Origin of the sequence: Mycobacteroides sp. H003 (genome assembly GCF_001440135.1) — a bacterium.
Classification (GTDB): Bacteria; Actinomycetota; Actinomycetes; order Mycobacteriales; family Mycobacteriaceae; genus Mycobacterium; species Mycobacterium gwanakae.
This window is the reverse complement of record NZ_LJYL01000034.1, coordinates 1,383,067-1,408,875: the sequence shown is the minus strand read 5'-3', so window position 1 is coordinate 1,408,875 and position 25,809 is coordinate 1,383,067. Positions and strand designations below refer to the sequence as shown.

At 60.0% G+C, this 25,809-nt stretch carries 25 protein-coding genes; 9 read left to right on the top strand and 16 right to left on the bottom strand.

Annotation, left to right across the window (positions count from 1 at the left end):
- The first annotated feature begins 86 nt into the window (after positions 1-86).
- The gene (gene mddA / locus AOT87_RS26755) at positions 87-857 is read left to right on the top strand and encodes a methanethiol S-methyltransferase (RefSeq protein WP_057969585.1); all 771 of its coding nucleotides are present in this window, start codon (positions 87-89) and stop codon (positions 855-857) included.
- 15 nt (positions 858-872) lie between these two features.
- On the opposite strand, the gene AOT87_RS26750 is transcribed toward mddA, so the two are convergent.
- Complete coding sequence (locus AOT87_RS26750; protein WP_057969578.1) at positions 873-1,481, bottom strand: TetR/AcrR family transcriptional regulator; 609 nt, start codon at positions 1,479-1,481, stop codon at positions 873-875.
- Positions 1,482-1,547: 66 nt separating this feature from the next.
- Between AOT87_RS26750 and AOT87_RS26745 the strand changes: the two genes are divergently transcribed.
- The 6 genes from AOT87_RS26745 to AOT87_RS26725 all read left to right on the top strand — a co-directional run bounded on the left by AOT87_RS26745 (position 1,548) and on the right by AOT87_RS26725 (position 8,617).
- Positions 1,548-1,970: a hypothetical protein gene (locus AOT87_RS26745; protein ID WP_057969577.1), complete on the top strand. Its 423-nt coding sequence runs from the start codon at positions 1,548-1,550 to the stop codon at positions 1,968-1,970.
- Complete coding sequence (locus AOT87_RS26740) at positions 1,967-3,286, top strand: cytochrome P450 (RefSeq protein ID WP_081343256.1); 1,320 nt, start codon at positions 1,967-1,969, stop codon at positions 3,284-3,286. The genes AOT87_RS26745 and AOT87_RS26740 overlap by 4 nt, the downstream gene beginning before the upstream one ends.
- Positions 3,286-6,345, top strand: a complete 3,060-nt coding sequence (locus AOT87_RS26735; RefSeq protein WP_057969575.1) for an MMPL family transporter — start codon at positions 3,286-3,288, stop codon at positions 6,343-6,345. The genes AOT87_RS26740 and AOT87_RS26735 overlap by 1 nt, the downstream gene beginning before the upstream one ends.
- A 188-nt stretch (positions 6,346-6,533) precedes the next feature.
- Positions 6,534-6,818, top strand: a complete 285-nt coding sequence (locus AOT87_RS28160; protein ID WP_081343255.1) for a glutaredoxin domain-containing protein — start codon at positions 6,534-6,536, stop codon at positions 6,816-6,818.
- Positions 6,819-7,022: 204 nt separating this feature from the next.
- A complete protein-coding gene (locus AOT87_RS26730) occupies positions 7,023-7,667 on the top strand; it encodes a TnsA-like heteromeric transposase endonuclease subunit (RefSeq protein WP_234795789.1) in 645 nt (214 codons plus the stop codon).
- On the top strand, positions 7,664-8,617 hold the full coding sequence (locus tag AOT87_RS26725) for a hypothetical protein (RefSeq protein WP_324612913.1): 954 nt from the start codon (positions 7,664-7,666) through the stop codon (positions 8,615-8,617). The genes AOT87_RS26730 and AOT87_RS26725 overlap by 4 nt, the downstream gene beginning before the upstream one ends.
- Positions 8,618-9,166: 549 nt before the next feature.
- Here the strand turns inward: AOT87_RS26725 and AOT87_RS26720 are convergent.
- The 13 genes from AOT87_RS26720 to AOT87_RS26660 all read right to left on the bottom strand — a co-directional run bounded on the left by AOT87_RS26720 (position 9,167) and on the right by AOT87_RS26660 (position 21,489).
- Positions 9,167-9,610, bottom strand: a complete 444-nt coding sequence (locus AOT87_RS26720) for a hypothetical protein (protein WP_057969573.1) — start codon at positions 9,608-9,610, stop codon at positions 9,167-9,169.
- Positions 9,611-9,614: 4 nt separating this feature from the next.
- Complete coding sequence (locus AOT87_RS26715) at positions 9,615-10,031, bottom strand: hypothetical protein (protein ID WP_131727315.1); 417 nt, start codon at positions 10,029-10,031, stop codon at positions 9,615-9,617.
- Between the two features lie 121 nt (positions 10,032-10,152).
- Positions 10,153-11,298 (bottom strand): MlaD family protein, encoded by a 1,146-nt coding sequence (locus AOT87_RS26710; protein WP_081343254.1) that lies wholly within the window; start codon positions 11,296-11,298, stop codon positions 10,153-10,155.
- Positions 11,299-11,444: 146 nt separating this feature from the next.
- A complete protein-coding gene (locus tag AOT87_RS26705) occupies positions 11,445-12,560 on the bottom strand; it encodes an MCE family protein (protein WP_057969571.1) in 1,116 nt (371 codons plus the stop codon).
- Positions 12,557-13,657 (bottom strand): MCE family protein, encoded by a 1,101-nt coding sequence (locus AOT87_RS26700; protein WP_057969570.1) that lies wholly within the window; start codon positions 13,655-13,657, stop codon positions 12,557-12,559. The genes AOT87_RS26705 and AOT87_RS26700 overlap by 4 nt, the downstream gene beginning before the upstream one ends.
- Positions 13,654-14,625 carry an MCE family protein gene (locus AOT87_RS26695; protein ID WP_234797232.1) on the bottom strand — a complete coding sequence of 324 codons (972 nt, stop codon included), beginning with the start codon at positions 14,623-14,625 and terminating at the stop codon, positions 13,654-13,656. The genes AOT87_RS26700 and AOT87_RS26695 overlap by 4 nt, the downstream gene beginning before the upstream one ends.
- Before the next feature lie 86 nt (positions 14,626-14,711).
- On the bottom strand, positions 14,712-15,758 hold the full coding sequence (locus tag AOT87_RS26690) for an MlaD family protein (RefSeq protein ID WP_057969569.1): 1,047 nt from the start codon (positions 15,756-15,758) through the stop codon (positions 14,712-14,714).
- Positions 15,755-17,155, bottom strand: coding sequence for an MCE family protein (locus AOT87_RS26685; RefSeq protein WP_057969568.1), 1,401 nt, complete (start codon positions 17,153-17,155; stop codon positions 15,755-15,757). Before AOT87_RS26685 ends, AOT87_RS26690 begins: the two co-directional genes overlap by 4 nt.
- A 3-nt stretch (positions 17,156-17,158) precedes the next feature.
- On the bottom strand, positions 17,159-18,016 hold the full coding sequence (locus tag AOT87_RS26680; RefSeq protein ID WP_057969567.1) for an ABC transporter permease: 858 nt from the start codon (positions 18,014-18,016) through the stop codon (positions 17,159-17,161).
- A 1-nt stretch (position 18,017) separates the two neighbouring features.
- Positions 18,018-18,857 (bottom strand): ABC transporter permease, encoded by an 840-nt coding sequence (locus AOT87_RS26675; protein WP_057969566.1) that lies wholly within the window; start codon positions 18,855-18,857, stop codon positions 18,018-18,020.
- Complete coding sequence (locus tag AOT87_RS26670) at positions 18,847-19,068, bottom strand: ferredoxin (RefSeq protein WP_057969565.1); 222 nt, start codon at positions 19,066-19,068, stop codon at positions 18,847-18,849. The genes AOT87_RS26675 and AOT87_RS26670 overlap by 11 nt, the downstream gene beginning before the upstream one ends.
- 10 nt (positions 19,069-19,078) lie before the next feature.
- Positions 19,079-20,563 (bottom strand): cytochrome P450, encoded by a 1,485-nt coding sequence (locus tag AOT87_RS26665; protein WP_324612916.1) that lies wholly within the window; start codon positions 20,561-20,563, stop codon positions 19,079-19,081.
- 77 nt (positions 20,564-20,640) lie between these two features.
- On the bottom strand, positions 20,641-21,489 hold the full coding sequence (locus tag AOT87_RS26660) for a hypothetical protein (RefSeq protein ID WP_057969563.1): 849 nt from the start codon (positions 21,487-21,489) through the stop codon (positions 20,641-20,643).
- 198 nt (positions 21,490-21,687) lie between these two features.
- Here AOT87_RS26660 and AOT87_RS26655 point away from each other — a divergent pair, with 198 nt between their 5' ends.
- A complete protein-coding gene (locus AOT87_RS26655; protein WP_081343273.1) occupies positions 21,688-22,269 on the top strand; it encodes a TetR/AcrR family transcriptional regulator in 582 nt (193 codons plus the stop codon).
- 788 nt (positions 22,270-23,057) lie between these two features.
- Here AOT87_RS26655 and AOT87_RS26645 read toward each other — a convergent pair.
- Both AOT87_RS26645 and AOT87_RS28155 read right to left on the bottom strand, forming a co-directional pair.
- Entirely contained in the window at positions 23,058-23,969 is a 912-nt protein-coding gene (locus AOT87_RS26645) for a hypothetical protein (RefSeq protein ID WP_057969560.1), read from the bottom strand.
- A 51-nt stretch (positions 23,970-24,020) separates the two neighbouring features.
- Positions 24,021-24,614 carry a YbhB/YbcL family Raf kinase inhibitor-like protein gene (locus AOT87_RS28155; protein ID WP_081343252.1) on the bottom strand — a complete coding sequence of 198 codons (594 nt, stop codon included), beginning with the start codon at positions 24,612-24,614 and terminating at the stop codon, positions 24,021-24,023.
- Positions 24,615-24,891: 277 nt separating this feature from the next.
- Between AOT87_RS28155 and AOT87_RS26640 the strand changes: the two genes are divergently transcribed.
- Entirely contained in the window at positions 24,892-25,734 is an 843-nt protein-coding gene (locus tag AOT87_RS26640; RefSeq protein ID WP_057969559.1) for a helix-turn-helix transcriptional regulator, read from the top strand.
- The last annotated feature ends 75 nt before the right edge of the window (positions 25,735-25,809 follow it).

The following is a 25,809-nucleotide window of genomic DNA, read 5'->3' as shown; positions in this document are numbered from 1 at the left end:
GGTACCGGCTGGTGGCGTATGCCAGGGCTGTTCTGGTCTTGCGCAGCCTGTCTGAAGCGATTCTTGAACAACCTGAGGAGGACGCGATGGGACGGGTATTGACCATTGGGTACGGGGCGATCAGCTACTTGATCTTCCTCGGATCGTTCCTCTACTCGATTGCCTTCGTGGGGAACTTCCTTGTGCCGCGCACCGTCGACAACGGTCTCATCTCCTCGGCCACAGAAGCTTTCGTGGTGAATGTGGTTCTGCTGGGCTTGTTCGCGATCCCCCACAGCGTGATGGCCAGGCCATTGTTCAAGCGTTGGTGGACACGATTCGTGCCGTCAACCGTTGAGCGCAGCACCTATGTGCTGGTATCGAGTCTCCTTCTGGTCCTTCTGTTTTGGCAGTGGCGCACGATGCCTGCCGTGATCTGGGATGTGAGCTGGACACCTGGCCGGATCGGCCTGCATGCGTTGTTTTGGCTCGGGTGGGCCATCGTGCTGGCCTCGACGTTCATGATCAACCATTTCGACCTGTTTGGGCTGCGCCAGATTTACCTCGCCTGGAAGCACACGCCCTACAGTCATCTCGTTTTCCGGGAAACGATGCTCTACCGGCTGGTACGCCATCCCCTGATGCTCGGTTTCATCGTTGCGTTCTGGGCTGCTCCCACAATGACAGCCGGGCACTTGCTATTTGCAATAGCCACAACGGTATACATCCTGATTGCGCTGCAGTTCGAAGAGCATGATCTACGCCAAGAGCTGGGCGAGCCCTACCGTGAATACAGCAGCCGGGTTCCGATGCTCATCCCGGGAGCGGCGCCTCGTAAGGATCGCGTCGAGCGCAGCGAAGATGCCTCTAGCCCGTAAGAAGTCCGATAGCCGTTACGACGCTTTGTCGCTCGCTGGCACGACAGTTCCGATCGCGGCGATGGCCTCCAGAATCTCCCCGGAGCGGGGGACCGCGTCCGGATCGGAGATCCACTGGATCATTAGGCCATCGATGATGGCCATCAATACCGTGACGATCGTGGGCAAGGACTCGGGTGGTTCGATGTCTGTTCCTGCCAGCGCAGCCCTGGCCAGGTCAACTGAATGCTGGCGAACCTCGGCGTAACCAGAGGCGAGGCGCTCCCTTAAGTCTTGTGAGCGCAGTGCGGGGGCATAGGACTCGATACACGCTTGAACGGCGGGCCGGATCTGCTCGAAGGAATCGACGGTGGCGGCCAATACCGCGCGGATCTGTTCGTAAGGGCTAGTGGCAGTGCTCTGGTCAAACGCCTGCTGGACACGCTGGTTCCATGTTGCGAAGCACAGACCTAGCGCGTCGTTGAGCAGGGCTTCCTTGCTGCCGAAGTGGTAGTTGATCGAAGCGAGGTTAGCGCCGGCCGCTTTGGCGATGTCGCGCGAGCTGGTGTTGCCGTAGCCGCGTTCCTGCAGGCAATCGACGGCGCCCTGCAGCAGTTTGTCGCGGACGGTGGCCGAGTCTTGCATACCCACATACTATCGTGATAAACAGTCGTTTAGTACAAACGTTTGAACATCAATTTAGGAGCCGGTATGGCAAACGAGATTGTGGGTTTCGTCGGCGTCTACAACGGTGACGGTGGTGTGCGCGGCAATCTGGCCTGGGCCTTGGGCAAGCTGCAGGGGACCGCGTCCTGCGCGCTGTGCGATATCACGCACCGCGGGGTGCGGGCCAACCCGCAATGGAAAGACCTCGCCTGCACGTTGGGAGTGCCGATCGAGCTGGTGCATCGCAATGAGCGGTCCGCACAGATCGCGCAGCTCACTGGTGATCGGACTCCTGCGGTGGTGGCCCAGACGGCCGAGGGCTACCAGGTCGTGATGGGGCCTGAAGACTTCACGGGCGCCTCCGGTGATGCCGTGGCGTTCATTGATGCGCTGCGTCAGGCGTGCGCCGACAAGGATTTGGTGTGGCCGGGGGTCGACGTGCCTGAATTTGGGCAGTCTCAGCGGTGACAGCAGCCTTGCCGCCGGGGCCGCGGCTGCCGCGGTTTGTGCAGAGTGTGCTGTACCTGAAGTTCCGGGAACGGTTTTTGCCGGCGATGCGTCGCAGGTACGGGGATGTGTTCTCGTTGCAGGTGCCGCCTTATGCGGACAACTTGGTGGTGTACACGTGCCCCGAGCACATCAAGGAGATCTTCGCTGCGGACCCAAAAGTTCTGCACGCCGGTGAGGGCAACCAGATCCTCAAGCTCGTGATGGGTGAGCATTCAGTGCTGATCACCGACGAGGACGAGCATGCACGGATGCGGTCTCTGCTGATGCCCGCCTTCACCTCGGCGGCCCTGCGGGGGTATCGGGACATGATGGCCACCGTCACCCGAGAGCACATCAGCCAGTGGGACACCGGAGCTCCCATCAGGGGTCTGGACTGTATGAACGCACTGACCCTCGACATCATTGTGCGGGTCGTGTTCGGGGTTACCGATCCAAAAACAAAGTCCGAGTTGACTCACCGCCTGGACCGGATTGTCAACATCCACCCGGTGATCTTCGCTGGAAGGCTCAATCCGGCCCTCAAACGCGTCCAACCCTGGAAGGGCTCGCACGACAACCAGCGCAAGATCGACGACATCCTCTATAGCGAAATCGCCAGCCGCCGCGCCGTTTCCGATCTTGCTAGCCGCACCGATGTGCTTTCGAGGCTGCTGCAAAGCGGCGCGAACGCCGCGACACCGTTAACCGATGCCGAACTGCGCGATCAACTCATCACCCTGCTACTGGCCGGACATGAAACCACGGCGGCCGCGCTGTCATGGACGCTGTGGGAACTGGCCCAGAACCCGAAGATCCAGGCCGAGGCCGTGGATGCAGCATCGCGTGGCGATGATCGCTTCCTGGAGGCCATCCTGAAGGAAGGGATGCGCCGGCACACGGTGATCGTCTCTACAGCAAGGAAAGTCACCACCCCCACCGAGATCGGCGGCTGGCACCTGCCCACGGGGATGGTGGTCAATACCTCGATCCTGCTGGCGCATAACAGTGAGGAATCACATCGCAAGCCCGCCGAGTTCCGCCCCACCCGCTTCCTGGATGGCACCGTGGCCTCGAACACCTGGCTGCCATTCGGCGGCGGTGTACGCCGATGTCTGGGTGCAGGATTCGCGCTCACCGAGGGAACTGTGATCCTGCAAGAGATCTTTCAGCGGTTCACCATCAGCCCGGCAAAACACCTCGCCTCCGAAACCCCGTGGGTCCGCAACATCACCACCGTCCCTAAACATGGTGCACGCCTGTGGCTCACTCCCCATCACGACAGGACCTTCGCCTAGTGGCCCACGCCGACAACAAAACGTTCGGCCGGATCAGCAGTTTCAGCGCACGCCGCGCATGGTTAGTGGTCGGCGGCTGGATCATTCTGCTCGGTGTGCTCAATGCCGTGATACCGCAGCTCGAAATCACGGTGTCCAAGTACTCGGCGCCCTTCATGCCCGCGAACCTCACTGCTGCACAAACTCTTCGCGACATGTCCACTGATTTCGGTGTCCCGCAATCAGCCTCAGTAGGCAGCGTCGTGCTGGTCGACGAACACGGACTGACCGCTGCCGACCATGAGCTGTCCCAACGGCTCATCGAGGCCCTGCGCGCCGACCACAAGAACGTCGCCTATGTCCTGGACACCTACAGCAATGACCAGCTGCGCGAGATCTCCCTGAGCCCCGACGGCAAGGCCATCAACTTGCTTGTCGCAGCCACCGGCGAGGTCGGCTCCACCGACGCGCACCGCAACGTCAACGAAATCCGCAAAACGATCGCCGTCCTACCCAAACCAGAAGGCGTGCAGATCTACTACACCGGGTTCGCGCCGACACTTGCGGACCTGTTCACAGCCATGGACCGCTCCCTTGTGATCATCACCGGCGTTTCGGTACTGCTGATCACGATGCTGCTGCTGGTCGTCTACCGCTCGTTGGTGTTGGCCTGCATCCCGCTGCTTACCATCGGCGTCTCCCTCGGGGTGGCACGTCCCATCGTGTCGCTACTGGGCATCACCGGGACACTGACGGTCTCGAATTTCACCATTGCCCTCATGACCGCGATGGTTCTGGGTATCGGCACCGACTACGCGATCTTCATACTGGCCAGCTATCACGAAGGCCGCCGAATCAAACTGCCTGTCCCTGAGGCCCTGCAACGCGCAGGGCAGAAGATCTCGGGAATTCTGATTGCCTCGGCGGTGACCATTGCTGCTGCCGCCTCGTCCATGGTGTTCGCGCGGATCGGCATGTTCAAATCGTCGGGGCTGCCTATCACCATCGGTGTCGCCATTACCCTCGCGGTTTCCACTACCTTGCCCTATGCGCTGTTATCGATTGCCGGACAACGCGGATACGCCGAGCCACGTCCTCTGAACGAACGCCGCTGGCGTCGCACGGGGGCCCGGATCATCCGCAGCTCCGGGCTGCTAGCTGCTGCATCCCTGGCTCTGCTGATTGCGCTGTCTGCTGTCTTGGTGACCCTGAGATTGAACTTCGATGAAAACTCGATGCAACTGGGCAACACCGAGAGCACCCGTGGATATGACAAGGTCTACGCCCACTGGGGAGTCAATGAAGCCGCCCCCGAATACCTGATCATCAAATCCGATCACGACATGCGCAACACCAACGACCTTGCCGCATTGGACATGATCGCCACAAACCTCTCCAAACTCCCCGAAGTCGCCGTGGTCCGCTCCATCACCCGACCCAACGGTAAAGCACTGGTACAGACCACGATCGGGCATCAAGTTGGCATCGTCGGCGACCGGCTCGGCGAAGCGCAGCAGCAGATCCAACAATCCAACCCGGACCTAGCCCGTCTCATCGCAGGGGTGAACCAACTGCGCGACGGCGCCTCCTCCGCCAATACCCAGCTGCCCCAACTACTGACCGGAATCAAACAAGTCGTATCCCTGGCCAAAGGGGTACTAAGCAGTTACGACACCGCAAGTGCCGCGCTGGCCACCGCATCCAACAACCGGATCGATGCCCCCCGCGCCATCGCCGACCTCAACTCGTCGGTCAATCTCCTGGATTTGGCTCTGCAAGCACTCAGTAACAACGACATCGCCGCCGCCGCAGCCAATTCGGTCAACTCCGCACTCGGCCCCATGCTGGCCCCAGAACCCGCACCCGAATGCGACGCCAATGCCCTGTGCACACGTGGCCGGGCCGATCTGGCTGACCTGGATGCGATCACCCACGGGGCAGTCGGGCGGGCGCTGCGCGACCTGCAAGCCGTGACCGCGATCCCGCAAGGGGCCATCGAGAACCTGCGGGCCGCACTACCTGGGATCCAAAGCACCCTCACCCAGCTGCAGGTGCTCGCAGCCCAACTAGGCGGGCGTTCCCAAGTCCAAGCTTCCGCGCGGCTGACCCAACTCGTGCATGGCGCCGAACAACTGACCGCAGGGATGTCGCAACTGGCCACCGGCCTGGGCCGCGTCAAGACCGGCGTCGAACAAGTCAGCACCCAGACCGGCACCCTCGACGCCGGCCTCAAAGAGGCATTGGACTACTTGAGTTCCGTCAGCACCCACACCGTCGGAGGGCCCGGGGCAGGGTACTACCTGCCGCCGCAAGGATTCTCCGATAAGAATTTCCAGGCCGGGCAAAAGCTGCTGTTCTCCGCCGACGGCATGGTTGCTCGCATGGTCGCGGTCTGGAAAGTCAACCCCTACAGCGCCCAAGCCCGCGACGGCGCAGTGCACCTGGTCAAAACAGCCGCACTTGCCGCCACCGGAACCACCCTGCAAAACGCACACATCGCCACTACCGGAATCGCATCCATATCAACAGACATGCAGGCCCAAGTCTGGCGCGACTTCTTCACCTTCAGCGCTGTCGCAATCCTGGGCATTCTGCTCGTCATGGCACTGCTGCTGCGCAGCATCCTGGCCCCTGCCTTCATGGTGGCCATGGTCACCCTCTCATTCGCTGCCGCCGCCGGCGTCAGCGTGCTCATCTGGCAGCACATCATCGGCGTCGACCTCGACTTCACCGTCCTACCAGTCTCATTCATGGCCCTCGTGGCAGTCGGAGCCGACTACAGCATGCTGTTCGCCTCTCGCATCCGCGAAGAATCTCAAGATGGCATGACCCGCGGCATCCTCCGTGGATTCGCCAGCACCGGCTCGGTCATCACCACCGCCGGAATCGTCTTCGCACTCACCATGTTCGCACTCATGAGCGGCAGCGTCATCCACCTGCTCCAAATCGGATTCACCGTCGGCGTCGGCCTGCTCTTAGACATCACCATCGTCCGAACAATCCTCGTACCAGCAGCCATGACCCTCATCGGAAACCACATCTGGTGGCCCAGCACAAGCGAGGCGCCGTCCCATCGATAACGAGGAAGGAATCTGGCAGTGATACAGCCAGCTAAACCTTGGGACGTGAACTGGGGAGGAGATCCAGAGCCGCAACGAAATAGCACTATGCGGTGCAGAGGTGAGCGTCAGATGCCCTCAAAGATTCGGGCCGACACGCGCCAAGTATTCGCACTGCCAGATCACACATCGATCGGAAGAAGGACGGTATGACGAGTTCATCAGCGCAAGCCGACGGCATCACCGTCTACTGGCGTCCGGGGTGTCCTTACTCGATCAAGCTCAGAACGCAGCTTCGCTTGACCCGGATTAAGTACACCGAGATCAACATCTGGGAGTGCCCGGACGCCGCTGCGTATGTGCGTTCTGTTGCCGATGGCAACGAGACTGTACCTACGGTCGACGTGGCTGGACACCCGCTGGTAAACCCGTCCTTACGCCAGCTGCTATCAGCGGCGCGTGCACACGCGCCAGCAGCGCTAAGGCGCCGATAGTTCGGCGTGTCGGCACCTCATGTGCGCGCCAACGGCGCAGGCTGGAACTGACAGTCCCCCGATCAGCGGAGAGCCGATGGGATGGTTGCAGCCAGAGCGCTAGAGACGACAGATAGAGACTTGGGTTCGATTGAGCCTGAGGGGGTTGTCGTCAAATTCCGCTCTGGCTTCACCGGTTCAGAGGTCCGGAGGCCCTGGCCGGGAGTGAGCGCTCAGGATCTACGGGCTGCAGCGCCGTGGCGCACATTCCGCTGGTACAAGGGGCAGAAGCACTACTCGGGAACGTACTGGTCTGCCACATGTGGCGGTCACGTCATCTACGAATCACGTTTGGAGCTAGCCCGTCTATTGCTCGCGGACTTCGACCTGGCGGTGTCGTGGATCGTGCCGCAGCCTGTGCTGCTGGAGACCACCGTGGCAGGCACCCGGTGCAGGCACATCCCGGACTTCTTACTGATCACTACAGACGGCCCTGTAGTGGTCGATGTGAAACCGGCTCGACAGGCGGCCAAACCATTGGTAGCGAGCACATTTGAGTGGACGCGCGCTGTGGTGGAGTCGCGAGGGTGGCGGTACGAGGTGTGGCACGACGCGGACCCCGTCAACCTGGCTAATGTGCGTTTTCTGGCCGGCTATCGGCACCCGCAGTATGTCGATACGCAGATCGTTGATGCACTATCTGGCAACGAAATTGCGGGAATGACCGTGGGTGAGGCGATCGACAGCGAGCAGCGGTGGCCCAGTGCGATGGTTCGCGCAGCACTGATGCACATGCTGTGGCGCCAGCGTTTCACCGTGGATTTGATGAAGCCGTTGAGCCGCGCGCACGTGTTGGAGTCTGCGGCATGAACCCCGCAGGTGTGCCCATAGGTGTGGGCACCCGGTTCCTCTACGACGGCGAGGTCGCCGAGATTACCGAGATGCATCCCAGTGCCACTGGGCTGCATGCGATCTTGCGCAGCAACCGCACCCGCCAAGTGCTGCGCTTATCGGTAAAAGAGCTGTTGACCGGTGAACGTGCCCGGATTCTTCCTGACCGAGCCGGCCCGTCCTCGAACGATCCGTTCGATACACCCGGTGTAGTACTGGCCAACATGGACCGCGCTGAGCGGCAGACGGTATCGGAGCGCGCCGCTCATGTGCGTGAGGTTCTCACTGGGTACCGGTCCGGTCATGTCGAAACCGCAGTTGACGGTGAGCCTCGCGCCCAGTACAGGCTGGATGTGCCATTGATGCGGCGATATGAGACCAAGGCCGCTGAGCTGGGCATCGGGATACGGACTCTGCGCCGCTGGATCGGTGAATTCCGGCGAAACGGCGAAGCCGGATTGGCCGAATCCAAGAAGCCAGTGGCTTCAACAGGGCGAGTGGATGAGAGATGGGTCCAGACCGCGGTGGAAGTTATGGTCGAGCACCAGGACCAGTCAAAGCCATCGCGGCTGTTAGTCATTGACCGCACTAATGCCAGGATAGTCAGGCGATTTGGGGCTGACGCGGTGGCACTGCCGTCGCGCGCTACCGCCTTTCGCGTGCTGAGCGAATTAGAGAAGCAGCATCCGACATTCCGGTTGAGTACGAAACGTAACCGGGACATCGCCGACCGGCCCGCCGGGGTGTACGGCAAGCTGCGCCCGACCCGACCTGGTGAATACGTCCTGATGGACACCACCCGCCTGGACGTGTTCGCGTTGAATCCACTGACACTGCAATGGATGCAGGCCGAGCTGACGGTCGCCATGGACTGGTACACCCGCTGCATCACCGGGCTGCGTGGTTACGGTGACGTTTTCGCGTACTAATGTGCAAGGACTTGCTGTGCAGGGCTGCGGTGGTTATGAGACCGAGCGGTGCCAGCACTTGCTGCAGGTTCCGACTGCGGCTTCGCTGCGTGAACAGTGATGCGGCCCCGCAGGCATGTTGACTAGCCGCTCGTCGGTTTCAACTACGGCCACTGGTTCGACTGCATCAACTGCGACAACAGAATCTACATCTATCCAAGTGATTTCGATCAGCAGTACACTGCAGAAGCGCCCTTTCGGCTTGTGAATGTGGCACCGAAGTCGACATCACCGAGAGATCGCCGACCCTGCGCAACTCCAATGATGTTGCACTGCGGGATGAACTAGTGGGCGGCCTGTACCGGTACCACAGCAGCCGCTACGAGCGCTGGCGGGACGTCGAAGGGTATACCACCGACGTCCGAGAAATGTTGATGCAGAGACGATTCGACTTCGTTGACCCGCAAAGGGCCTTCAGGAAGAAGATGACCCTCGCGCTGCACCTCGGTACCTATGAAGTGGCTATCGAGAACATGCTGCGCCGCGTGCGGCGATCAAGAGGATCGTCTATTACTGGGCCGCACTCTCAGAATCGGCTGACCCGAGATCTTTCTCGGCTCTCCCGTAGATCCAGCGGGTCACTGCGCCAAGGATGTTGAGGAGGATGCGTTCTTCTGGCTCATCGGCATTCGTGCCGTAGACGTTCATCACCGCTGAAGTACCGCCGGTGTCTTTATCGGTGAGTTCCGACCTTATCTCCCAAAGTGTCGGCGGTGCGCCTCTCCGCTGGGCATAAATACGCACCGAAAGCGACTGAAAATCCACGGCTTCGAGCACTTCGCATAGGAGAGTGCCGGTGTAGTTCGTCCCTGCGGTAGGGATGAGCTTACTGCGGAATTTTGCTCCGGCAGTTGGGCTGAAGTCCACGAAGCCGACTGGCCACAGCTCGGCATTCATGATCGCCATCCATACCTTTTCTCTCGGTTGGCGGAACTCCCAAACGATGCGCGCCATCCCGTCACGACCCCATGATGTCGAACACATTGCGTTGACCTTTGGCGTACGTGGAGTCATCGGGGCGCCAGAGCCATTTGATTGGTCTTGGCAGAGAAAAGTGTTCGAAGATCCTGGGCACGGGGGATGGCGAATTGCTTGCGGTAAGCACGCCCTGCGCCGCGCGCATACCGGCCTCCTTCGCGCTGTAAATGGATGTCGCTTCCCGTACGGACGTATGAGGCGCCGAGGAAGAGATTGTCGACAGCGGTAAAGGCATCGGGGTGGCAATGGCCTTCGCCCGGTGCTGAGACGGATCCGCGTCCATCATGATCGATCGGCCCGATTCGCTGAACGACAACGCAGGGTTCCAGTTCAGTCGCCGTAGACATTCCTGCTGGGCCGCCCCGTATGCCGGTACTTGCTTATCTGCTGGGCTCATCGGCTCTCTCATCGATCTCGCAGCCCGTGTGGTGAGTCCCGTAGGGAGGGCGATGATCGCCCGCGGGTGTTCAGAGAGGCGAGGCGGACCACCAGATCGGGGCTGAAGCGGACGGGGGTAATCATCCGACTGGCGGTGGTGGTTCGATCGGTAGTTGCGGGCCGCCGTAGGGGGTGGGGATTGTGTAGCGCCCCTGGGGTATTGGGTCTGCCCGCTGTAGGGGGTCCACGCCCGTGGGTGGGTTGGCGGTATCGTCACCTGGTGGGCGTGGTGCGTTGCGTGCGCCCCGGATCAACACCACGGGGTCGGGATTGGAACAGTAGCTGGTGTATAGGTAGGGCGCGGGATAGTCAGCATTCGAGGGTGGCTGTCGAGGGGTGCTGTAGTCGCAGGAGTAGCGAGGGTATATGTCGCCGATTCCCCAGATGGCGCCGTCGTGAATGGTTGTGCCCAAGGCTTCTACGGCCGAGCCGCGCTCGTTGGTAAAAAGCTTGTATAAGGCCGGCACTCGGACTGAGGCAAGGGGCGCGACGGTGGCGAGGTTGCCAAGAAGCTGGACCATGGTGTCGGAGTTGTCGTCGACCAGCCGGTCGATGTTGGTGAACGCGGACGGTGCATTGGCCAGTAGTGTTCGGTAACCGCCGTCCATCGCAGCCACGCCGGTCAACAGATGTCGCAGGTTCGGCGAGATTGCGGCCATTCCGGGCTGTACATCACTGAGAGTCGTTAACACGAGTCGGCTGTTCTTGAGCAGACTGACAGTCTGCGGGAGTACGGAATCGAGGGTTCCGAGTAGGAAGGCGCCTCCGTCGATGATGGCAGTGAGCTTGTCGGCGCCAGCTCGGGAGACGCCGAGTTCGCGGGTGATGGCTTGCAGCTTCTGCGGATCAACCTGGTCGAGTACCGCGTTGTAATCGGTGAGAAATTGCGTGAGGGACAACGGAACTGAGGTCTGTCGCCGGTCCACGGTATTGCCGTCGATGAGGTATGGGCCGGACGGGTCGTGCGGCCGAAAGTCCAGGTATTGCTCTCCGGCTGCCGATAGTCCTGATACCTGGACATCGCTGGTGGTCGGCACCTTGGCTGCGCGACTTAAAGTGAGCGTTGCGGACACTCCGTCGCTATCGGCGGCGACGGATTCAACTCGGCCGATCGGCACGCCGCGCAGTGTCACATCTTGGTTGGGCATGAGGCCGCCGGATTCGGCGAGGTGTACGCGGATATGGATGGACGGCGCTGTCGGGTTGATTCTGAGCGCACCGACCATTAAGTAGGTCGCACCTAAGGCAAGGATTACGCCGATCGCAAGCCACGACGTCAGGTATCTGTGTCGACGGATTTTAGCGACGGCCGCGACAGTCGCGTGGGCCAATCGTTCCCATACGGAGATGCGTGGTGAATTGGCGGTGCGACTCACGGGTGATCTGGCCCCTGTCCGACTACACGTTCTTGGAGGCGGAACAATTGGTATCGAAGAGATCCGACCAGATAGTCCCAGTCGGCTCGTTTGGGCCCGTGAAAGCCCGGGTCGCCTGCGTAGCCGATATCAGGGATGGCACCAAGCGCTATCTTGGGAATCTCTAAATGGCCGCCGACTGCTGTTCCTGAGGCAGCTTTGATAACAAGCGGCAGCAGCCGGTTCAATGACCATAGGAGGGGGTCGGGGTGTGTAGCGAGGCCGTTGAAGGCTTTCGCGGTTGTATTGAGATCTGTGACGATGCTTCGGGAGTCGGTGCCCTGGACTGACGGAAACCGTGCCGCTTGGCGCGTTATACCGCTGAGTTGGGCGACCAAGTCTGAGATGTTGTTTGCATCGGATGCGAGTGCTTCGGTGCCCGGTGCGGCCGCTTGTAAGATGTCGGAGATCTGGTCGCGGTTGGCTGCCAGCGAGGCTGCCAGCGTGTTCGTCTCAGCCAACGACTCCTGGAACTGCTGGGCTCTCGAATTCATTTTGGCGAGAAGCTGGTTGGACTTGCCGATAACTCGTTGTAGGGATTCGCCTCGGTTTCCAGTCGCGTCACCCAGGCCGTTGGCCAACTTGGTCATGCTCCGGATTGCGCCTCCGTTGACCAGCACAGCTGCCGAACTGAGCACTGCCTCCACTGTTGCGGCCGACTTGGTGGACTCCAGACTGATCGTGTCTCCGTCATGGAGCCATCGGTCAGAGCTGGTGAGGTTCTCAGGTGGCGAGGAAAGGGCGATGAATACGTCGCCCAGAGGGGTGGCTGATCGCAGCTCGGCGGTGGTTCCGACGGTGAGCCGGATATCGGAGCGGATCTGAAATGTAATGTGGGCAATATAGTTTCGTGCTGTCATTGACTCCAGCTCGCCTATGTCGGCGCCCGCGAGTTTAACTCTTGCTTTGGTCGGCAGATTGAGCGCATTCGCGAATTCTGCATGCAGCGTGTAGGTCTCGGTACTTAGATGCGGTGTCGGCAGCGGCAGGTCTTGCAGCCCGCTGCTGCATGCCGTGCTGACGCTGGTCACCAGCAGGGTGGTCAGCGTGGTCAGGGCCGAGGTGAGCCTCATTTCTGTCCCATCCGGGTCATGCCGTCGAGCATGGAGGTTAGACCGAAGTCTGGGCCGTAGTCCTGCAGCGTTCCGGTGCTGCAGCCCAGTTGCCGCAGCCCCATGAGATTGCAAATTTCCTTGCCGAACTGGCTATCGAAGACGACTTTGTCCGCCAGCATGTGGCCTCGAAAGACCTTGTTGACTGGGTCGATGGCGTTGTAGACATTCTCGGTTAACAGCGGCAGGACGTCGAAGATCTCGCTGATTTCGCGCCGCTTATCGACCAGGGTCCCGGTGATGGTGGTGCCGTTGCGAACTGCCTGGTTGATGTTGTCGCGGTTCTTATCCAGAAGGTCTGTGGCCTGGATGAGCAGTTGATTGGCTTGCCTTCCGGTTGTGCCTGACCCGATCGATTCATCGGCCAGGATTTGGCTCATCTTCCGCAGCGTTGTCCCGAAAAGCCTTATTTTACTGTCATTTTCGGCACCTGCGTGAGTTAGCTCGTCCAAGGCGCGAATAATTTGGGTGACGTTGTCCTTGGTGTTGCTGCCGCCGTTGGCGCCGAGCCGCATGGCCTGGGATAGTTGGTCGAGGGCGCTTTTGATCTGCGCGCTGTTATCGCCAACCTGGGCACCGACATCGATAAGGCGGGCGACTGCGCCATCGCTCTTGCCGTTTCCAGCCAGGGCTGCGGCCAGGCGGTCCACCATCTTCAGCACACGGTCGAATTGCACCGGCGATTTTGTTCGACCTAGTCCGATGAGGTCGCCGTCCTTGAGTACGTTCCCTTGACTGTAGGGCGGAGTCAGCTCGATATGCCGGTCGGTCAGGATAGAGGTGGATACCGTGACGGCCTGCACGTCAGCCGGAACTTTCACTCCCTTGTCCAGAGTGAATACGACCTCAACGTACGCGGGAGTGGTTGTGATTGCGGTGACCTTGCCTACCGGCATGCCCAGCACGGACACCGAGTTGCCGGTGTATAAGCCTGCAGCGTCATCGAATTGAGCCGTAATGGTTATGGAGCGAGCCGCGATGATCGTGGGTGTCAGCGCGGCTATTGCGGCAATCGCGGTGCAGAGCGCGACCAGCGCGAGAGTAATGCGACGATTCATTTGCAGTCCTTGTAGTACTGGATCATGTTGAATTGCTTTGCGCGGCCGCTGATTGCGCACATCCATGAGTCGACCAGGGGCCCGGCAGGAACGTTGATATCCAGGGCGTTGCCGGTGCCGAAAGCATTAGTGGCGTTCCTAATCATCAAAGGCGAAAGTTGCAGAATGCTGCGGAGTAGATCATCGTGCTGGCTGAGCATGGCTGTCACCTTGCTCAGATTGGCCAGAACCCCGTCGAGACCGGCGCGGTTGTCCATAACGATAGAGCCAAGGATGTCAACGATTTTGGTGACTGCGCGCAGCAGTTGTGTCAGGGATTCGCGGCGATCGACGATCTCTTGGAACAGACTCTGGCCTTGGTTTACGAGTGCGCCAATGTTGGCCTGTTGTTCGCGGAGCATCTCCGTTACCGAGGCAGTGCCGGAAAGCAATGAACCGATTTGGTCTCGGCGGCTAGACACCACTGCGGATAGTTCACGGAGATTTTCCATGGCCTGTGGGACCAGTGGCGGTAGCCCGTTGAGGTTGCGGCTTAATGCGTCGACGGAGCGGCCGATCTGATCAGCATCGACCTGCTCGAAGGTCCCGGTGGCATCTGCCAGGGCAGTCTGCAGATCGTACGGCACGCCGGTGTTCGCCAAGGGGATTGTCCAGTTCTCCAGCGGCGCATCGCCTGCGGGCCGCAACTCCACGTACCGCGAACCAAGCAGTGTCGTGACCTTAATGTTGGCATGGCTACCCGAACCGACGCGAATGTCATGACGGATCCGGAGCCCGACCAAAACATGGTTCCCGACTAGGGAGGTTCCGGTGACTTTCCCGACGGAGACGCCGGCCACGGTGATGTCGTCGCCGGACTGGATTTGGGCCGCTTGGGCGAACTCCGCCCGATACCGGGTGTAGCCCAACCCGGCCTTGTTGATCATCAGGATTCCGGCAACGAGGGCGATGGTCACTGCGACCGACACAGCGCCCACGGTGGCTGCGCTTCTTGACGACCAACGACGACGAGTGACGCGCATAAGTGCGGTGACCTTAGGACGAAGATCAATCGTCATGGCGTGGGCCTGCATTTCGATGTATACATCGGTTTTCCGCCCGGGGTCGCGGCATTGACGATGGTCGGCAGGACCTGCCATGTGCCGGGTATGAAGGTGACGTCGAGTTCGCAGCCGTACAGGTCGACATATGCGCCTTGCTGGAAGGCATTGGAGATGGCAAGAAGTGCCAACGGCGCGTTGGCACCGAGGAAGGCCAGTTGAGGTTCGATTTCGATGAGGTGTTTGAGAAATCCGGGTTCTCGGCCCACCAGCTCCGCGAACTGCGGGTGTATGGATTGGGTGATGCCGGCCAATCGCCGCGCAACTGAGGAGATCGATCCAGCATTTGAAACTAGCTCCTCTCGGCGGCCGTTGAGCTGAATGATCATTGCTTTGCTTTGCGATAAAACAGTTTTGAGGCTCTTACTTTGCTGAGCCAGGCTGGAGACGAGACTATTGAGATTGGTGATGACGCCGCCGAGGATTTCATCGCGTCCCACCAGCGTCTGCGTCATCGTGGTGGTCTGTTCGACCAACGCGGTAATGGAGTCGGTGTCACCTTGCAAGGCTTGGATCACTGCCCGCGTCAGATCGTCGACCTTCTGTGGTTCAAGGACGCTAAACAGCGGTTCAAAACCGTTGAGTAGCAGCCCGATATCGAAGGATGGCTCGGTACGTTCAGGCGGGATAACAGCGCCGGGGGCGAGCTTGCCGGTGGTGCCATCGGATCCCAGAGACAGGCCGAGATAACGCTGTCCCACGATGTTCTGATAGATAACCGAGGCGATGGTGTTCCCGAAGATGGATTGGTCCGCTTGTACCCGGAACGTGACCATGGCGTTGATGCCCTCAAGGGACACGTTCTCCACGCGTCCAACGCGCACACCGGCCATGCGTACGTCGTCTCCTTCATGGAGACCAGAGACGTCGGTAAAGATCGCGTAGTAAGTGTCCGAATCTCCTGGAATCTCTCGGCGTAACGTTGTGAACACCATTGACGTGAGCCCGACCGACACCAGTATGAAGAGAGTGAGCCCAACAAATGGCTTGCGATAGTTCATTTCGCTTCCTTCGTCAGTCGCGAGACCGTCGCTCTCGTGCCGCGCGCAAGAGGCCCCATTAGCAGTTGTGTTGCCGTAGTCGCCGGGAAGCCTACGATTTCGGATATTTGGTTGCGTTCGTGCTGGCTGCCAATAGGCCCGATGTTGCCCCCGAATGAGGCCGGCGCCAACGCGGTTGGTGACTGGTCGGGGCTGGCGGGTGGGGCTAGCCCCGGGGGCGGGATGTACCTGTCCGGCAGGAGCTGCGGTGGCAGGTCTGGTGTTGCATAGCGTGCGATGTCGGGGGTGACGCCACCAGGTTTGCGTGGGGGCGCGGTGGCACAGCTGGGACCTTCGAGCTCCCCATAGCGAGGGCAGTCTTCGCGCGTGTACAGGGTGGACGGGGTGAACGATACGATTACTTTCGCATTGAGTTGTTGTTTTTCCGGGTCCCATACCTGTTCGATAAATTTGTCAGACAAGCCTTTTGCCATGTTGGCCAGGTTCGGAATGGCGTCGTGCCGCTCAGCGAATACCCCCAGCACGGGCGTTATGTCTGTTGAGATGGTGATCAGTTGGTCCGCGTGGTTGTCCAGTCCAGTCCGCAGAGTGCCCAACGTATGCGTGCCCCCGGAGAGTAGATCGGACAACTGCTCACGCTTCTCGGCGAAAGTCCGCATGGGAATCACGGCTTCGTGTAGCGCATCGATAAGAGCGGGCGCCGTTGATTTGAGGCCCTGCACGGCGTTCAGTAGTGCCGATAATGTCGATGGGTTCGACACGCTAGTGCTGGTGGTAACGACCGCGTTGAGCTGGTCGAGCAACCGCTCAAGTTGCGCTCCGGATGCAACGAGTTTCTTACCACGGTTCTCGGTGGCGGTAGCAAGAGTGTCAAGCAAACCGACTGCGTCGCCATCGGATGTGCGTCCCGTGGATAGAAGTATGTCGCGCAGCTTGCTTACCGTGGACTGGAATAGGACGGTAGAAAGCTCGGAGTCCTCGGCGAGCGCGTCGCCTCCGCGAAGCGGAAGACCCGACCCATGTTCCACCAGCTGAATTGAGGAGACTGCGAAGATATTGCTGGGGACCACTCGTGCCGTCACTGTATTTGGAATACTCTGTGCAGATTGAGGTTTAAGGTCGATCTGCACCAGGTTAGGTCTGCCGTTTACTGCGGGCGTGACGTCAGTGACGCGCCCGACGAGCATGCCGCGGTACTTCACGTCAGATCGGGCAGGTAGACCGTCACCCACATTGCGCAATTCCGCAGTGACCCGGACAGTGTGCTCGAGTCTGCCGGTCGATTTGGCCAAAAGAACTGTTGTCACCAAGGTGACAAGCACGATGACAGCTGAACCGTAGGCGGCCAGCCGGCCATCCGATGCTCCGCGAGAGTTGGGGTCAAAAGAGTTTGGCATCGGTCAGCCGCCGAACCGCGCACCGGAGTCGACGCCCCAGAGGGCCATCGTTAATAGCATGTTCGCGGTGATCATCACAATGATGCAGGCGCGCATGGCATGACCCGCCGCGATACCGACACCTTCGGGCCCGCCGACTGCGTAGAACCCGTAGTAACACTGGATGGTTGAGGCAATCCACACGAAGACAACGGCTTTGATCACCGAAAAGATGATGTCGGTGCCGCTCAACATCATCGAGAAGTAGTGCATGTAGGACCCCATCGATGAATTGCCCGAGAATGCAACTACTAGCTGGCAAGACAAGTACATGCAGGCTATGCAGGCAATGTAAAGCGGTAGAACGGCAATCGAGGAGGCGATGAGCCGGGTGGTCACCAGATATGGGATCGGCCGAATCGCTAGTGATTCGGTAGCGTCGATCTCCTCGCAGATGCGCATAGCGCCCAGCTGCGCAGTAAATCGGCACCCGGCCTGCATGGCGAATGCCATGGCGGCCATAAGCGGTGCCAACTCGCGCGTCGACACCAGCGAAGAAAGAAACCCGGTTGCCGGGCCCAATCCGAGCAGGTTGAGCATTGCGTACCCCTCGACGCCGATAAGCGCGCCGATGATTGCGCCAAGGACTATCACCACCGCTGCAGTGCCGCCTCCGACCACCAAAGATCCATTACCCCAAAGGATGTCAATGAGTAGCCGTTGTAGTTCACGCCGATAGTGTCGAAGCACGACTGGCACGGTCACTACGCCCTGCGCGAAAAACTCTGCCAAGTGACCCACTCGCCCGAGCGGTCTACCGGCGCGGGTAATCGCGCGTGCGGCACGGTCAAGCCGTAACGGAACGTAACGCGAGACCGTCATCTCACAGCCCCGTTCGGGGGAAAAGCAGGATGTAGAGCTGACTGAAGGCGACGTCAACGAGCAGCAGTACCAGCACCGATTCCACCACGGTGGCATTTACGGAGTTGGCCACATCTGCTGGGCCGCCACGCGTGCTCAACCCCTTTTGACATGCCACGACCGCCACGATTGCGCCGAAAACTGCGGCTTTGAGCAGTGCCAGCCACATGTCGCTGACGGTTGCGAACGAGGCGAAGCTGGCCACGAAACTGCCGGGCACTCCGTTTTGGAAGTACACGTTGAAGACGTAGGTCGCCAGGAAGCCGATTACACAGGTGATTCCCGTCAGAAGGACCCCAATCAGCACAGTAGCGACGAACCGCGGTACGACGAGCCGGCGCACCACAGAAACTCCCATCACTTCCATGGCATCGACTTCCTCGCGCATGGTGCGCGAACCCAGATCGGCGCAGATGGCTGAACCGACAGCCGTGGCCAATAGAATCGCAGCGACCAGGGCAGCACCTTGCCGGATGATCGCCAGCCCGCTTGCGGCCCCCGCGAGGGAGGTTGCACCGATTTGTCCAGCGACTAAGGCGAACTGAACTGACAAGGTCACCGCTACCGGCAATGCGACCAGGAGGGTCGGTATCACTGATGTTGACGCCATGAATGCGCCCTGTCGGACGAACTCGCCAAACTGAAATCGACCGCGCGCGATATCTACAGCGAGGCAACGCATTGTGTCGGAGGCGAGCATGACCTGACGGCCCACGGTGTCCAGTGCGGTGGTGGGATGTCGCCGTATGTATCCCACGCCCCAGCTCTTGATGGTGTCTACGGCGCCGGGCTCACGCGCCATGCAGGACCTCGATTGCCGCTGCGGGACAAATCTGAGCGGCGGACTCAGCCTGGTGTAGTGCATTGGCGCCCAACGTAACCCCGGTGTTCAATTCGGCAACGCCATCGCCATCTAGCTGGAACAGTGTCGGATACTCACGCGCACAATAACCCGAGCCCATGCAGAGGTCTTGGTCCACCGAGATAACGTTGCCTTCGAACGATATGTCCATGTCTGCTGCCCTACACCCGTCTCACCGTGACCGGTAGGCCACCCTTGACGGTGACGGAGAAGTTGAAGTGGTGTCGCGGAGACCAACCTTCTGGAAGTTCAAGCCGGTAGCGCTGGAACATGATGGCCAACAAGAACTGGGCATTCATGTACGCCATCCCTGTCCCAACACAGTGATGGGGTCCGGATCCGAAAGGCATGAACGCCAACCGAGGACGTTGCTTGACATGAGCCTCGTCTAGGAAACGTGTTGGGTCGTACCTGTCGGGGTCCTGCCACCAACGTGGGTCGCGGTGTATTGCGTAGAGAGATGGGCCGACAATGGTGTACTGCGGTATCAGGTAACCGCCGATCACATCGTCTTGCATGGCGAAGCGGGGATTGAAGGGATGCCCCTGAAGTCGCTGGCCCTCGTCGAAACATGCTTTGGCCCAGTTGAGTCTGGCCAAGTCATCCTGGGTAGGAACCGCACCACCAAGAGCGTCAATCTCGTCATAGAGCCGCGCGAGGTGCTCCGGATGAGAGAGCAACAACGCCAGTGTCCACGATAGCGAAGCCACGACGGTCTCATACCCGCCGGCCATTAGGATCATCAGCTCCATAGTGAGATCTCGCTCCGACAGCGGGGTTCCGTCGTCGTACCGCGCGTCCAGCAGAAGGCTCAACAAATCTGGTGTGCCGACAGGATTGGCGCGGCGGTCCTGCACGATTCGCCGGATCAGTGAGCGGAGTCTAAGCATCGAGTGCGGCGCAGTTTCGCGTCCAGGGAAAGGGACAAGCGCGGGTCTTGGGCTCATCATCAAGGGCGTGGCCATAAGTGACATGAACATGCGCAGGTCAATATCGGTTTCGTGAATCTCGCGGTCGGTGATCGTCGAAGAGAACATCGCGCGCAGAAACGCCGGCAGTGTGACTTGCGAAATCGCGTGCTGCAGATCAACTACTTGGCCGGTGCCCGCCCACTGGGACCACCGGTCGACCCGCGCCACGAACTCGCCCGCAATAACGTCGGCCACACGGCGCAGATGGCGACGACTAAACATCGGCATCAGCATCCGTCGTCGTTGCCGGAACTTTCCGCCCTCCAGCATTGGTATCGCAGCGCCGATCATCCCGACAAGCGATGATCCCGGCCCAATCATGCTGTAGCGCCCGTTCGGATCATCCATCACGTGGCTCGCATAGTCAGGGTGGTTTACCACGACAAGATTGCCCGCGGGCATGGGGATCTGATAGATATCGCCGTATTCGCGGGCGCAGCGGCGGAAGAAATCGAAAGGATCTCGCCGCATCTGCGGAACGGCACCGACAACTGGAAGACCGCGCGGGCCGGGCGGCGTAAGAACAGGCGTTCCCAGACCGCGAACAGCGCCAGACAACAACGGTACCGAGCCGCGAGTAAGCCAGAACGGGTCTTTCCGCTGCGCACCCTTACGGAACTCCCGGGCTAATCGGCTCACCTCACCTACAGAGGGGTTTGGAGGAAGGGGGCCCAGCGCCGGGAGTCTCGACCTCTGAGAATGCCGTGGCGCAGCCGGCTGGGTTGTGCCTGTTATCGGGCAACCGTTCACGGTCATGTCAGCGCCGCCTCGACAACCGGGTCAGCGACGGGCGTCGGCTTGCCGATGACCCGGGCATTCGCGACGTCTCGGTAACGCTGAACAGAGGGCGCGTAGGCCACGAGGACCACCGCGAGTAGGTTCAGCGCAGTCGACAGCACAGCCAAGATCCATGACGGGAGAGGACTCAACCTCATGTGGATGGCGAAATAGTTAGGTAGCGTGCAGACTATTGTGTAAGCCAAGTATGCTGCTGGCGCCACGAAAGGCACTGTTGCCCAACGCCATCCGCGAAGATGGGGCCGTATCAGCATCAAGGCCCATCCGATGATGACGAGGAAGCCCCCGTTCTGGATCAGGCTGGGCAGGGGAACTCCGAAGACCAGCGCGTTGTTGCTGTAGTACTTCATGAGCCCGAACTGACTGTTGACCATTTCGCCGATGCATTCAAAGACGCCGAACACGACGGCAAAGCTGATGAGTGTCCACGCAGGTAGTCCGCGCTTGATCATCTGGTACACGATCACGGCGGTCGGCGCAGTTCCCACCCAGACCAATGGCACGAAGATCGGCAAGGGCCGGTCGGCGATTGTGACGTATGGCAGGGCGTTGGTCATGTATGTCGTGGCGCCGATGACGTCGAGCCACGGCTCGACGAAGTATGGGAGCACCGTGACGCCCCCCACCATGATGAGCCAGTACAAGGGTGCATCCTCGTCGCGCCGCACCGTGAGCCAGACGACGTAAACCAACGACACAACGAGCGCTGCGCTCAACAGCCCAACCACGGTCCAACCCCACCAAGGCACGCACTCAGTGACCGGGGGCGGCCCCCATTCGGCTCCCGTATGTAGTGGTGACACCTTTGCTCCTTCTACCGTGATCTGCGTCTCTGGCGCGACGCTAGTGTCCAGGACAAGAACGTGTCAATACAAAGACGACAATTCATTCCGCAAGTGAACTAGGTGTACGCATAGGGGAACGGCTAAGATTTGAGCGTGGCTACTCGGCAGGAGACCCCCACGCGCCTGGTCGATCGCCAGCGCGCCAAGCGCAGCGAGATGGTCAAGGAAGAGGTCATCGAGGCGGCTCTCATCGAGTTCGCCGAGCGCGGCTATCACCAGACCTCGATCGCGCACATCGCCGAACGTCTTGGTTCGGGGCACTCGATGTTCTACCGGTACTTCACCAACAAGAGGGACATTCTTGAGCACGTGGTCCGGCACACCGGCGATCGTGTGGCTGCCGCGCTGTCGACGGCGATGCCAGAAAGCCTCGACAACCTCGAGGAGTTCGAGGAGTTCGCCGTAAAGCTCGGTACGGCATTCATTGCGATCATCACCGAGGATCCTCGGATCTCACGGTTGATGCTGATGCAGAGCATCGCGATCGACCGTGAGATGACTGAACAGTTCATCGGCGGATTCAAGTTTGGCGTTGCGGCCCTCAGCGCGTTCATTCGTGGCGGTATCGACAAGGGCTACATACGCGCCGAGATTGACGTGCCGTCAGTGGCGGAGTCCATCGTGGCTATCCCATTCGGGCTCATGCTGCGCCACGGTCACAAACCCGACCGGGAAGTGCTTGAGGCGCACGTGCGTGCCACAGCCGATTTCGTCTGCCGTGGCATTGCAGCTCCGTAGCTTGCGGAGGGTCTCAATTCTGATGGTCACTGTTTGGCCAATTGGCCACAAAGGTGAGAATCGACTGCGGTGGGACGGGGTGTCGGTGCCGTTCGTGTTTGTCTGAGGCGCACGCTTGATCTGGAAGTCCCCCGCTCAGCGGAGATCCGATGAGATGGTTACGGCCAGGGCATTAGAGGAAGTCGACTGCGGCTGGGGTTCGGTTGAGCCCGAGGCGGTTATCGTCAAGTTCCGGTCTGGTTTCAGTATCTACGAATCACGGTTGGAGCTGGCGCGCTTACTGCTCACTGATTTTGATCGTGCGGTGACGTGGATTGCGTCGCAGCAGGTAGGGCAGGTCAACTGTCACCCAATCGTGCAGCAGACCCGAGCGTCTTCTAGTTAGCTGCTTGCCAGCAGGCTCCCGTGACGGTTGGTAGTAACCAGCACTTGCAGGGGAACTATGGGCGAGAAGATGCCACGAAATGGCCGTTTACAAACTGGGCCATCGTATGCAGCGGCAATTCCCGTCGCACAGAGACTCACCGTCGTGGCCACCATCTGGGCCACTGAGCCGATGAATCGGATCCAGATCGGTGTATCCCCGTGGTCCATCGGGACCTGCGCCGCCCAATGGCTTGGAAATGCGCTGCTGATGGGTGCGCTCTAACAGCCGATGCCGGGTTGGGCGCTGTGCAAGATCACCGACTCGGCTTTGAACGCATTCGCCGTCGCGTTCGAGGGCCGGATCACCCGGCAGCGAGTAACTAACCATGCCAAGCAGATCCACCGTCAATCTGACAGACCCTTTAGTTGTCGATGTGGGTGTCGAACCATTCGAGTAGTAGTTCGGGGTGGTCGGTGAAGTAGGTGTAGCCGTCGAAGCGGTTGGTGGTGCCTTCGATCCAGAACAGCTTCTTATCGGTGGCCGCGACGTTGTCGTAGATCGACTGCACATCTTTCGGGTACACCATCGAGTCATGATGGACTTGCACGACCAACGTGGGCAAGGTGACATCCTTGGCGTACTCGCGCGGAGAGAGCTCGTTGAGATGCCATCCTGTCGCTATATGTAGTGCCTGGTCGGCAGCCTTAGCCCCTTCTTCCTTGTCGACTCCCAGGTTCTCGGCCATGCGCTCGAGGAAGACATCTCCGGAGCCGGGTTGGAGCGCAAGCAGGGCTTTGATGTGGGTGAATTCTTCGGGGTGTTTGCTTAAGGCCACGATGGTGGAGTTGGCTCCGTAGCAGATGCTGAAGAGCCCGGTTTTCATCGCGGCGGTGTCTTTGCGCGACTTCGCATAACGCACCGAGCCGATCACGTCGCGGTACTCGTAAAGCCCGGCACCGCCGATGCCTCCGTTGGCCGCACCGCTTACGCCGTGGTTGCGCAGGTCGTAGGCCAAGATGTTGTACCCGGCATCATGCAACGTCTTGTACTGCGGAAGGTAATTGACCTCGAAGCCGACGATGTCGTCGGGCAGGACATGCCCGGGGTAGCCGTAGCGGCTGCCGCTGAGGAAGTGGTTGACGATGAGCAGTCGATCCGAATCGGCCGGGATGAACCAGCCCTCAAGATTCGTTCCGTCCAGCGAGGGAAAGTACACGTCCTCGTATTTCAGCCCGTACTCGTCGGGGCGCCGCAGAATCGGGGTCCGATAAGGCTTGGCGAAAAACGTCGCGAAGTTCGTAAACGCCAGCTCTTGATCTGCGTTAAGTGCCATGACATGCCTCCAAAGGTGATTTATCGGTGCTGAATTGGGCGAATCTTGTTCTTAGTTAGGGGTTTCGTGGATCGACGTGATTACCGCGCGCGCGATGGTGCGCTGATATAGATGAAAACCGAGCCAGGCCGGGGAAACTGTGGGGCTGAGGCCCAGCGATGGCGCGTTCAGGGCATGCACCGCAAAGAAGTACCTGTGAGGCCCGTGTCCCGGCGGTGGGGAGGCCCCCACAAAAGTGGGTGTGCCAATGTCATTGGCTAATGTGATCGCCGGCAGTGGTAGGGCATCGCTGTCGAGAGTTCTTGCTCCCGAAGGAAGTTCGGTGATATCTGGGGGGATATCGAATACTGCCCAATGCCAAAAACCACTTGCAGTAGGTGCGTCAGCGTCGTAGCAGGTAACGGCGAAGCTCTTGGTTTCGGCGGGAAATCCAGACCATGAAAGATGAGGTGAACGGTCCCCGCCCTGTGCTCCAAAAATAGCGCTGCGCTGTTCGACCGCGAGCGGCTGGCCATCGGCAATATCGTCGCTAAGCAGAGCGAATGCAGGTACTGGCGGGAGCAGATCGTATGGACTGGGTCGTGTGAGCACTTGGCGGCCTTTACTGTCGCGTAAGTAGCGTGAGTTCTCCGATGGAATCGCCATTTTGGCGGCGAGGAGGCAGGGGCTTCGCTGAATCTTTGTGGTCGCCGGCGGTCCGTTCTTTGAGGGCTTTGGCTCGGAAAATGCGCACTTATGGGCACGATGGGTTATTTCTGATGTTTTTGTTGGTGGATGCCCCGGGTGTCGTCGCATCCCGTGGCGCGACAACGCCCATACTTGCGCAGTAATCCGCTTTCAGCCAGGTCTGGATCTACCTAGGTGCTTTTTTCCTACCCTGTAGGTGACAGCGACGATGGTTATCGGTGGCATGCTTCACGCTATGACCGATAGCACGCGGGCTCGTAACGAACTGGGTTCGTTCCTGCGCGCGCGGCGCAGCGAACTGACTCGGGAGATGGTCGGGCTGCCTCCGGCGACCGGGCAACGCCGGGTTGGTGGCTTGCGGCGTGAAGAAGTCGCCGAACGTGCAGCGATCAGCACCGATTACTACACGCGGCTGGAGCAGGGCAGGCTCGCTAGCATCTCCGAAACCGCGCTGAACGCCGTGTGCCGGGCGTTGATGCTGAACGCCGACCAGCAGGATTACGTCCGCGTCCTGGCTCGGAAACCTATTCTCGCGGCTAGAGATTCGTCGCTTCACGTCGACCCGGCGACGCGAATGCTCCTCAGTGACATCAGCGAGGTTCCCGTCGTGGCGTTCGGTCGCTGTCTCGACATCCTGGCGTGGAATCCGTTGGCGGCAGCGGTTTTTATGGACTTCGCAGAGCTTCCACGGGAACACCGGAATCTGGTGTGGGTGTCCTTCCTTGAACCCCGTATTCGCGGGATGTATGTGGACTGGCCATCGGCGGCCAGAGCCTGCGTGGCTTTCCTGCGTATGGTCGCAGCGCGCGACCCAGAGGATCCCCGGCTTGCCGCACTGGTCGGTGAGTTATCGATCCGCGATGAAAACTTCCGCACGCGTTGGGCCAGCCGGGAGGTCACTCTCCAGAGTTTTGGCCGCAAGCGCTACCAACATCCCAGTGCCGGCGAGCTCACCCTTGATTGGCAGATATACCTCCGGCCCGACAACCCAGACAGCGGCCTCATCTTCCTCATCCCGGCGCCCGATACCGGTACCCGACAGGCACTAATCAACCTCGCCACCGCCCCGTCGCCTTAGAACCGTTCACCTATCCGACAGCCTCAAACACCGCCAACTGTTGCGACGATCAGTAGAGCCTGCCCCTTCGGCTAA

What these genes read in the sequence shown, in the direction of transcription:
- AOT87_RS26750 (WP_057969578.1), bottom strand. Translation starts at nt 1,481, where the DNA reads ATGCAAGACTCGGCCACCGTCCGCGACAAACTGCTGCAGGGCGCCGTC.
- AOT87_RS26680 (WP_057969567.1), bottom strand. Translation starts at nt 18,016, where the DNA reads ATGACGGTCTCGCGTTACGTTCCGTTACGGCTTGACCGTGCCGCACGC.
- AOT87_RS26715 (WP_131727315.1), bottom strand. Translation starts at nt 10,031, where the DNA reads ATGAGCCCAGCAGATAAGCAAGTACCGGCATACGGGGCGGCCCAGCAG.
- AOT87_RS26645 (WP_057969560.1), bottom strand. Translation starts at nt 23,969, where the DNA reads ATGGCACTTAACGCAGATCAAGAGCTGGCGTTTACGAACTTCGCGACG.
- AOT87_RS26720 (WP_057969573.1), bottom strand. Translation starts at nt 9,610, where the DNA reads ATGGCGCGCATCGTTTGGGAGTTCCGCCAACCGAGAGAAAAGGTATGG.
- AOT87_RS26685 (WP_057969568.1), bottom strand. Translation starts at nt 17,155, where the DNA reads ATGCCAAACTCTTTTGACCCCAACTCTCGCGGAGCATCGGATGGCCGG.
- AOT87_RS26670 (WP_057969565.1), bottom strand. Translation starts at nt 19,068, where the DNA reads ATGGACATATCGTTCGAAGGCAACGTTATCTCGGTGGACCAAGACCTC.
- AOT87_RS26640 (WP_057969559.1), top strand. Translation starts at nt 24,892, where the DNA reads ATGACCGATAGCACGCGGGCTCGTAACGAACTGGGTTCGTTCCTGCGC.
- mddA (WP_057969585.1), top strand. Translation starts at nt 87, where the DNA reads ATGGGACGGGTATTGACCATTGGGTACGGGGCGATCAGCTACTTGATC.
- AOT87_RS26705 (WP_057969571.1), bottom strand. Translation starts at nt 12,560, where the DNA reads ATGAGGCTCACCTCGGCCCTGACCACGCTGACCACCCTGCTGGTGACC.
- AOT87_RS26690 (WP_057969569.1), bottom strand. Translation starts at nt 15,758, where the DNA reads ATGAACTATCGCAAGCCATTTGTTGGGCTCACTCTCTTCATACTGGTG.
- AOT87_RS28160 (WP_081343255.1), top strand. Translation starts at nt 6,534, where the DNA reads ATGACGAGTTCATCAGCGCAAGCCGACGGCATCACCGTCTACTGGCGT.
- AOT87_RS26675 (WP_057969566.1), bottom strand. Translation starts at nt 18,857, where the DNA reads ATGGCGCGTGAGCCCGGCGCCGTAGACACCATCAAGAGCTGGGGCGTG.
- AOT87_RS26700 (WP_057969570.1), bottom strand. Translation starts at nt 13,657, where the DNA reads ATGAATCGTCGCATTACTCTCGCGCTGGTCGCGCTCTGCACCGCGATT.
- AOT87_RS26710 (WP_081343254.1), bottom strand. Translation starts at nt 11,298, where the DNA reads ATGGTCGGTGCGCTCAGAATCAACCCGACAGCGCCGTCCATCCATATC.
- AOT87_RS26725 (WP_324612913.1), top strand. Translation starts at nt 7,664, where the DNA reads ATGAACCCCGCAGGTGTGCCCATAGGTGTGGGCACCCGGTTCCTCTAC.
- AOT87_RS26655 (WP_081343273.1), top strand. Translation starts at nt 21,688, where the DNA reads ATGGTCAAGGAAGAGGTCATCGAGGCGGCTCTCATCGAGTTCGCCGAG.
- AOT87_RS28155 (WP_081343252.1), bottom strand. Translation starts at nt 24,614, where the DNA reads ATGGCGATTCCATCGGAGAACTCACGCTACTTACGCGACAGTAAAGGC.
- AOT87_RS26745 (WP_057969577.1), top strand. Translation starts at nt 1,548, where the DNA reads ATGGCAAACGAGATTGTGGGTTTCGTCGGCGTCTACAACGGTGACGGT.